The organism is Microbacterium sp. (genome assembly GCF_041909575.1).
GTDB lineage: Bacteria > Actinomycetota > Actinomycetes > Actinomycetales > Microbacteriaceae > Microbacterium.
The window spans coordinates 1-7,036 of record NZ_JAYRDE010000134.1; the positions used below are offsets into that span (position 1 = coordinate 1).

8 protein-coding genes are annotated in these 7,036 nt (G+C 67.5%); 6 read left to right on the forward strand and 2 right to left on the reverse strand.

The window, feature by feature from the left end:
- The first annotated feature begins 25 nt into the window (after positions 1–25).
- From ACE3O1_RS13985 to ACE3O1_RS14000, 4 genes are all read left to right on the forward strand, one after another.
- Complete coding sequence (locus ACE3O1_RS13985) at positions 26–367, forward strand: hypothetical protein (RefSeq protein ID WP_374316060.1); 342 nt, start codon at positions 26–28, stop codon at positions 365–367.
- A 205-nt stretch (positions 368–572) separates the two neighbouring features.
- The gene (locus ACE3O1_RS13990) at positions 573–2,465 is read left to right on the forward strand and encodes a heavy metal translocating P-type ATPase (protein WP_374316061.1); all 1,893 of its coding nucleotides are present in this window, start codon (positions 573–575) and stop codon (positions 2,463–2,465) included.
- Positions 2,466–2,541: 76 nt separating this feature from the next.
- Positions 2,542–3,198, forward strand: coding sequence for a DsbA family protein (locus ACE3O1_RS13995; RefSeq protein ID WP_374316063.1), 657 nt, complete (start codon positions 2,542–2,544; stop codon positions 3,196–3,198).
- A gap of 43 nt (positions 3,199–3,241) precedes the next feature.
- Positions 3,242–4,414: an MFS transporter gene (locus ACE3O1_RS14000; protein ID WP_374316065.1), complete on the forward strand. Its 1,173-nt coding sequence runs from the start codon at positions 3,242–3,244 to the stop codon at positions 4,412–4,414.
- Between the two features lie 40 nt (positions 4,415–4,454).
- On the opposite strand, the gene ACE3O1_RS14005 is transcribed toward ACE3O1_RS14000, so the two are convergent.
- Both ACE3O1_RS14005 and ACE3O1_RS14010 read right to left on the reverse strand, forming a co-directional pair.
- Positions 4,455–5,129, reverse strand: coding sequence for a hypothetical protein (locus tag ACE3O1_RS14005; RefSeq protein ID WP_374316067.1), 675 nt, complete (start codon positions 5,127–5,129; stop codon positions 4,455–4,457).
- An 18-nt stretch (positions 5,130–5,147) separates the two neighbouring features.
- Positions 5,148–5,327, reverse strand: coding sequence for a helix-turn-helix domain-containing protein (locus ACE3O1_RS14010; protein WP_374316069.1), 180 nt, complete (start codon positions 5,325–5,327; stop codon positions 5,148–5,150).
- Positions 5,328–5,452: 125 nt separating this feature from the next.
- Here ACE3O1_RS14010 and ACE3O1_RS14015 point away from each other — a divergent pair, with 125 nt between their 5' ends.
- Positions 5,453–6,037, forward strand: coding sequence for a hypothetical protein (locus ACE3O1_RS14015; RefSeq protein ID WP_374316071.1), 585 nt, complete (start codon positions 5,453–5,455; stop codon positions 6,035–6,037).
- Positions 6,038–6,043: 6 nt separating this feature from the next.
- Positions 6,044–7,036, forward strand: a 993-nt coding sequence (locus ACE3O1_RS14020) for a tyrosine-type recombinase/integrase (RefSeq protein WP_374316073.1), incomplete at its 3' end; no start/stop codon positions are given.

Below are 7,036 nucleotides of genomic sequence, written 5' to 3' on the forward strand. Positions count from 1 at the left end.
TGGACGAGAAGTGCGAGTGCTGCGAGTGAGCACCGACCGCACTCTGCTCCCACTCGCCTGCACGCTCACCGACGGCGCGGGTGCGGAGCAGCTGGCCGCGTGGCGGCGCTTCAACGACGACTACCTGACCAGCATCGACCGCGACCGGGGCCGACTGATCGCGCACTACGAGAACGTCGGCGGCGCGGCCGGTCGACTGTCGGATCTCGTGCGGACAGAACAGTCGTGCTGCGCCTTCGCGACCTGGTCGATCCATGCCGATCACTCCGAGCTGAGCCTGACCGTCACCGGCAGCGACGATGCACTCGCGACGCTGACTTTTCTCGAACAGCGCTCGATCGTTTCTGGGACGGTGCGCGATGAGTGAGGAGTGCTGCGGCCCTGACGAGCCGCTCCAGAAGCCGACGGTGCGGCGGATCGAACTGTCCCGTCCGTTCCCTGCCGGCGATGCGTGCTGCGCGCCCGAGCCCAGCGTCACGGGCGCTGGACGGGACGTCCCGCTCGATGAGGGTGATGCGTGCTGCGGCCCGGACACTGTGGCGAAAGCGGCTGAGCCGGGCGAAGAACCCGAGGTGCGCCCGCCGTGGTGGCGCGACCTTGCGTTGCTCCCGTCTGCACTGTCGGGAGTGTTCCTTCTCGCGGGCTACAGCCTGGAGTGGTCTGGGCTGCACCTGCCGGGGCTGGTGCTGCAGTGGGCTGCGCTGCTGGCCGGCGCGTACACGTTCGTTCCTGGGGCGATCCGCCGACTGATCCGGGGCCGCCTGGGCGTTGGACTGCTGATGACGATCGCCGCGATCGGCGCTGTCCTGCTCGGCCATGTCGGCGAGGCGGCGACGCTGGCGTTCCTGTTCTCGCTGGCCGAGGCGCTCGAGGACCGGGCGATGGATCGTGCCAAGGAAGGGCTCCGCGCGCTGCTGTCCCTCATCCCCGACACTGTCCGCGTGTCCCGCCTGGCGGGTGACGTCACGATCCCTGCCGTCGATGTGCGGGAGCTGGACATCCTTGTCGTCGGTGCGGGTGAACGGGTCGCGACAGACGGAGTCGTCGTCGACGGCCGATCCAGCCTGGACACGTCGACGATCACCGGCGAGTCCATCCCTGTCGAAGTTGGTCCCGGTGACTCGGTCGCGGCAGGCTCGGTAAACGGGTCGGCGACGTTGCGGATCGAGGCCACCGCGGACGGCCGCGACAACTCGCTCACCCAGATCGTCGCGCTCGTCGAGCAGGCCCACGCGCGCAAGGGCGACCGGGCACGACTGGCTGACCGCATCGCCCGCCCCCTCGTGCCCACCGTGCTCATCGCCGCCGCCCTTGTCGCACTGTTCGGCTTCATCGTCGGCGACCCGTCAATGTGGATCGAACGCGCCCTCGTCGTGCTGGTCGCAGCATCCCCCTGCGCTCTGGCGATCGCGGTGCCGGTCACCGTCATCAGCGCGATCGGTGCCGCGTCGAAGTTCGGCGTGGTCATCAAGTCCGGTGAAGCGTTCGAGCAGCTCGGCACGATCCGCACGGTCGCGCTCGACAAGACGGGCACCCTCACCCGCAACGAACCCGTCGTGATCGACATTCAGCCCGCCGCTGGGATGGATCGCGAGGATCTGGTCGCGTGGGCGGCTGCCGTGGAGGCCACCAGCACCCATCCGCTGGCATCGGCGATCACCGCTGCGAGCGAACTCGTCACCCCCGCGACCGACGTCGTCGAGGATGCGGGACACGGCATCACCGGAATCGTGGACGGCCGGCGCATCCGAGTCGGCAACATCCGCTGGCTCGACCCAGGCGCGCAGCGAGCGACCGCGGAATCGATGGCCGCGCAGGGAATGACGGTCGTCGTCGTCGAGGCCGACGGACAGATCGCCGGGCTGATCGGCGTGCGCGATGAACTGCGCCCCGAATCAGCGGACACGGTCCGGATGCTGCACGCGCAGGGCATCCGCACGGTCATGCTCACCGGCGACAATGACCGCACCGCCCGCGCGATCGCCGCTCAAGCCGGTATCGACGACGTTCGCGCCGAGCAGCTGCCGGCTGACAAAGCGGCCGCCATCGACACATTGGTCAAGTTGTCGCCGACTGCGATGGTCGGCGACGGCATCAACGACGCGCCCGCGCTGGCGACCGCGACTGTCGGGATCGCGATGGGCCTCAAGGGGTCGGCCGCGGCGATCGAGTCGGCCGATGTCGCCTTCACCGGTCACGACCTGCGGCTCATCCCGGGCGCTCTCACCCACGCCCGCCGCGGCCGCCGCATCATGACCGCGAACATTGGTCTGGCCCTGGCGATCATTGTGGTGCTGTTCCCGCTTGCACTATTCGGGATCCTGGGACTGGCCGGGGTGGTGCTCGTGCATGAGGTCGCCGAGGTGATCGTCATCCTCAACGGTGTCCGCGCCGCCCGCCGACCCGCCGCGCTCCGGCAGCTCGCCGCCGCGTCAGCCCCACTACCTGAGCCTGCCCGAACCTGAACGACAAGCTGCACCGCACCGCGGCATCCCGCCCCGACCCGATGACCCGCCCCGACTACGACCTGGAGCCTTCCTCGTGACGACCCCCGTCAAAGCCACCCTCATCTCGCTCGCCCTGATCATCGTGCTGGCGATCGCCGCCATCATCGTGACGATCCTCAACCGCCCCGCCACACCCGTCCCGGATGGGTCGGCGGGGGCTGCGCCGGTCACGCGCGCGAACTCGCACGTCGTCGACAACGCGGGGGAGGATGCGCCCACCCTGGTGGAGTTCCTCGACTTCGAGTGCGAGGCGTGCGGCGCGCTTTACCCGGCCGTCGAGCAGATCCGCGCCGACTACGAGGGCGAGATCAACTACGTGATCCGCTACTTCCCGCTTCCCGGTCACTTCAACTCGATGAATGCAGCCATCGCCGCGGAAGCCGCCGCCCAGCAAGGCGAGTTCGAGGGCATGTACCACCGACTGTTCGAGACCCAGACTCAGTGGGGCGAGCAGCAGGTCTCACACGCGGATCTTTTCCGCACGTTCGCCGAAGACCTCGGCCTCGACATGGACGCCTACGACGCAGCCGTCGCCGACCCCGCCACCCAGGCGCGCGTCGAGGAAGACTTCAACGACGGCCAGAACCTCGGCGTCAGCGGGACGCCCTCGTTCTTCCTCAATGGTCAGAAGTTGGACCTCACCCAATTGTCCGATCTCACCGACGCTCTAGACGAGGCGACCGGGCGCTGACACACCCAACAGACCTCCGACTGATCCTGGCTACGCTCGACGGGTGAGCCGCGCGCATCGTCCCCTTTACTTGGCGGGGTTCACCACCGCATTCGGTGCGCACGGTGTCGCCGCAGCACTGGGCGTCGAGACCGAGAGCACCGGGCTCGGGTTCCTTGGCCTCGGGCTGATTCTGGCGATCTACGACATCGCTGAAGTCATCCTCAAACCGATCTTCGGTGCGCTGAGCGACCGTGTCGGCGCGAAACCGGTGATCGTCGGCGGTCTGCTGGTGTTCGCCGCAGCGTCGGTTCTCGGTATCTTCGCCACGTCGGCTCCGTTGCTCGCCATCACCCGTCTTGGACAGGGCGCCGCAGCATCCGCGTTCTCACCGGCGTCCTCCTCGGCAGTCGCGCGTCTCGCCGCACCGGGGCAACTCGGTCGTCACTTCGGCAAGTACGGCTCGTGGAAGGGGCTCGGCTACGCCGCCGGACCGCTGCTCGGCGCCGGGCTGATCATGTGGGCAGGCCTTCCCGCGCTGTTCGCCGCACTCGCGATCCTCGCCACGATTGGCGCCGCATGGACCGCAATCAGTCTTCCTCGGCTCGAGGTGCTTCCGAAGCAGCGCGCCACGCTCGCCGCGCTGGCTCGGGAACTTACTGCGCGGACCTTCCTCGGCCCCGTAATCATGCTTGCCGCCGCGACCGCGGTGCTCGGCGTCGCCGTCGGGTTCATCCCCTACCTCGGCACACGGATCGGTCTGGATCCGCTGGTTAGCATGGGCGCTGTCACCGTCCTCGCGATCGTCTCAGCCGTCATCCAACCCCGCATCGGCCGCCTCCACGACACGGCGCCAGCCAGAGCGACCGGTCTGATGATCGCAGGCGCGGGGATGCTCGTCGCCGGGCTGGTGCTCATGGCAGTCCTTCCCTCTGCCGTAGTCCTCTACGCGGCCGCCCTGCTGTTCGGTGTCGGTGTCGGTCTCATCACTCCGTTGGGCTTCGCAGTCCTCGCGGCGGCCACCGCTCACGAGAGGATGGGCCGGACGATGGGGAGCGCGGAGCTCGGACGAGAAGTCGGCGACGCGGGAGGGCCGATCCTCGTCGGCGTGATCGCGGCTGCAGCGACTCTTCCGATCGCACTGGGCAGCATGGCACTCGTCACTCTCGTTGCCGCGTCAATGAGTTCGCTACTGCTGCGAACGACGTCGGCATCGGGAGGCGCCGAGGATCGTTGATCGTGACCGGTGTGGGGGAGTCGTTGAGCCCGATGGCGGTTCACGCAGCTGACGAATGCGGCCGGAACTCGCACACTGCGCAGGTGCCGTCAGTCACGAACTTGTGGCCGTCGATGGAACAGTCCCAGCCTCTGATCGTCAGGCGGTTCTCGCGGGCCCCCAGCGCCGTTCTCGCACGCGCACACGCGCCACATGGGTCCGACGTGCCGGTCGGATGCTTCGCGCAGAACGGCGAGTCCGCGTTATGCGTGACGACGTCCGTGACGTCACGCGACGCGTAGGCGCTCTTCTTCGTACGGGTATGAGAAGAGCCTGAGCCTACGTGCGCCGTCACGTTACGCGTCACGTCATCCGTCACGTCGACCCCGCGGCCATCCCGCTGCCGATCGCGGTACTCCTTTTGGCGACGCCTGGCGCCCTCCCGGTACCGACTCACTTCCTCCGCCGTCGACTGGCGCAGGTCCGTCGACCATCCGACCAAACGGAACCCGTCGGTGTCCCGTACCCAGAGGCCGGCCCGCTCGAGCTCGTCGAACGCGTCAGCGTCGTCGCCATCTGGGTGGAGGTACTTCGTGTAGCGAGAAGGAACCTGCCCGTCCGTTCCCTGTCCGTTGCACCACATGAGGGCACCGGCGAGCACGCGGAACGCGCGGTCGCTCAGGTTGTCGATGCGGATGCTCCCGAGCCATTCGGCGGGGAGTCGTGCGTCGACCATCGCCGTGGGTTGGTTCGGCTACGGCTCGACGCCGAAGACCCGCAAGAGCGCCGCGCGAGGGATCATCCGGCGCGGACCGAGCTGCACGGTCGGAATCGTGCCGCGCTCGACGCCCAGCTTGATCGTTCGATACTCCACCCCGACTAGGACGGCAGCGTCCTTGAAGGTGAGGGCCAATGCGTTCGGTGAGCGGTTCATCGTCGTCTCCTTTTGAGCCACGTTTGTCAGCGCATGCGCACACCGTAGCACTCCTGGGCCAGATGTGTCATGAATCAGTCATGACGCACCTTGTTCAGCGAATACCGGCCTGGGATACTGTCGGCATGCCCGAGTTCGAGACCGAAGACGTCAGCAAGGAGCGCGTGGCGCTGGGCAATGGTGTCGAGGTGCCGACCAGCTGGTCCGTGGTCGTCAGTGACGAGCCCGGAGTGCCGGGAACCATTCGCATCGAAGTCGTCCACGACACTCGGCTGAACCGAGCTGTCGCTGCGGAAGTGAGAGTGCTGCGCCAGGGAGGCGGCGATGAGGTAACGAGCCTCACGCTCCGCGAGGTGCGTGTGCAGCACGCCCTGCAGGTGAGTGGACTGCTGGTCTCCACAGTTTCCGAGCCGGGCCACGCGGTTGTCTCGGGCGCGGGGTACATTCAGCGGATGCAGAACCGTGAGGGTCGAGATCTTGCGGCAAGCGTCATCGACGCAACGCGGACGTATGTCCTCGCGGCTGCGATCAATCTGCCACCGCTCAAGGCTGTCGCCGACGGCCTCGGAGTGAGTCAGAGCACCGCCACCCGCTTGATGAATCGCGCCCGCGTCGAGGGATTGGCTCCAGGGGTGAGTCTGCCGGATTTGGGAGCAACGGGTCCGATCGCCGGACCGGCTGCTCCGAACGGACCGGGACTGGGAAGGTAGAGGCGGATGCCGCGGCGATCAAACCAGGACGGGACGATCTCGCCCTACACGACGCCGGGCGGCGAGACGCAGTACCGGATCGCATACTGGGTCGAGCGGCCAGACGGGGACACGGTCCGACGGTTCCGGCGCGGGTTCGCAACCGAGCGCGACGCCCGCGACGCGCTCATCGAAGTTCAGGTCGACATCCGACGCGGAGACCACGTCGACGAGACCCGGGAATCGTTCAACAACTACGCCGAGAAGTACTTCGACTCCCTTCGCGTGCGACCCACCACCCTGGCCGGCTATCGGAAGCATTTTCGCGTCCACGTGCTCCCGTCCTCGGTTGGCCGCACGCCGATTGCCGACATCTCGAAGGACCAGCTCAACCGGTTCTACCGTCAGCTCGAGCGGAACGGTCGCAAGGATCGCGGCCACTTGGGAGAGCCTCTCGGGCCGGCGACCGTGCGACACATTCATGTCCTGATCTCGCAGGTGCTCCAACACGCTTTGGAGGACGGGCTGGTTCGCTTCAATGCCGCCAAGCGTGCGTCTCCGCCGACCAAGCTCGAGGCTGCACCGCCGGAGATGTCGACTTGGTCGGCGGAGGAGGCGCGTCTCTTCCTCGAGTGGTCCGAGTCGTCGGGCGACTACCTTTGGCTCGCCTGGCTCACGCTTCTGGGCACCGGCATGCGGCGCGGCGAGATCCTCGGCCTTCGTTGGAAGGACCTCGACCTCGAGAACAACGTCATCACGATCGCGCGCGCCATGTCATACGTGAAGGAGGCGGGCAAGCCACCGGTTATCGACTTCCGCGCCACCAAGAGCGGCCGCGTTCGCAACGTCGACATCGACGCTCGCCTCGCCGACGCGTTCCGGTCGAAGCGAGACATGCTTCGCGCGGTGTCGCCCGAGCTGGCGCGAGGAGAGCACCTGGTCTTCTGCAACCGGTACGGGCGGCCCCACAACCCGACGCAGTTCTCGCGGCAGTGGCGTGAACGGGTGCTCAAGGCCGTG

Excerpts from the sequence above, each read along its gene's own strand:
- ACE3O1_RS14005 (WP_374316067.1), bottom strand. The coding sequence starts at position 5,129 with ATGGTCGACGCACGACTCCCCGCCGAATGGCTCGGGAGCATCCGCATC.
- ACE3O1_RS14010 (WP_374316069.1), bottom strand. The coding sequence starts at position 5,327 with ATGAACCGCTCACCGAACGCATTGGCCCTCACCTTCAAGGACGCTGCC.
- ACE3O1_RS14015 (WP_374316071.1), top strand. The coding sequence starts at position 5,453 with ATGCCCGAGTTCGAGACCGAAGACGTCAGCAAGGAGCGCGTGGCGCTG.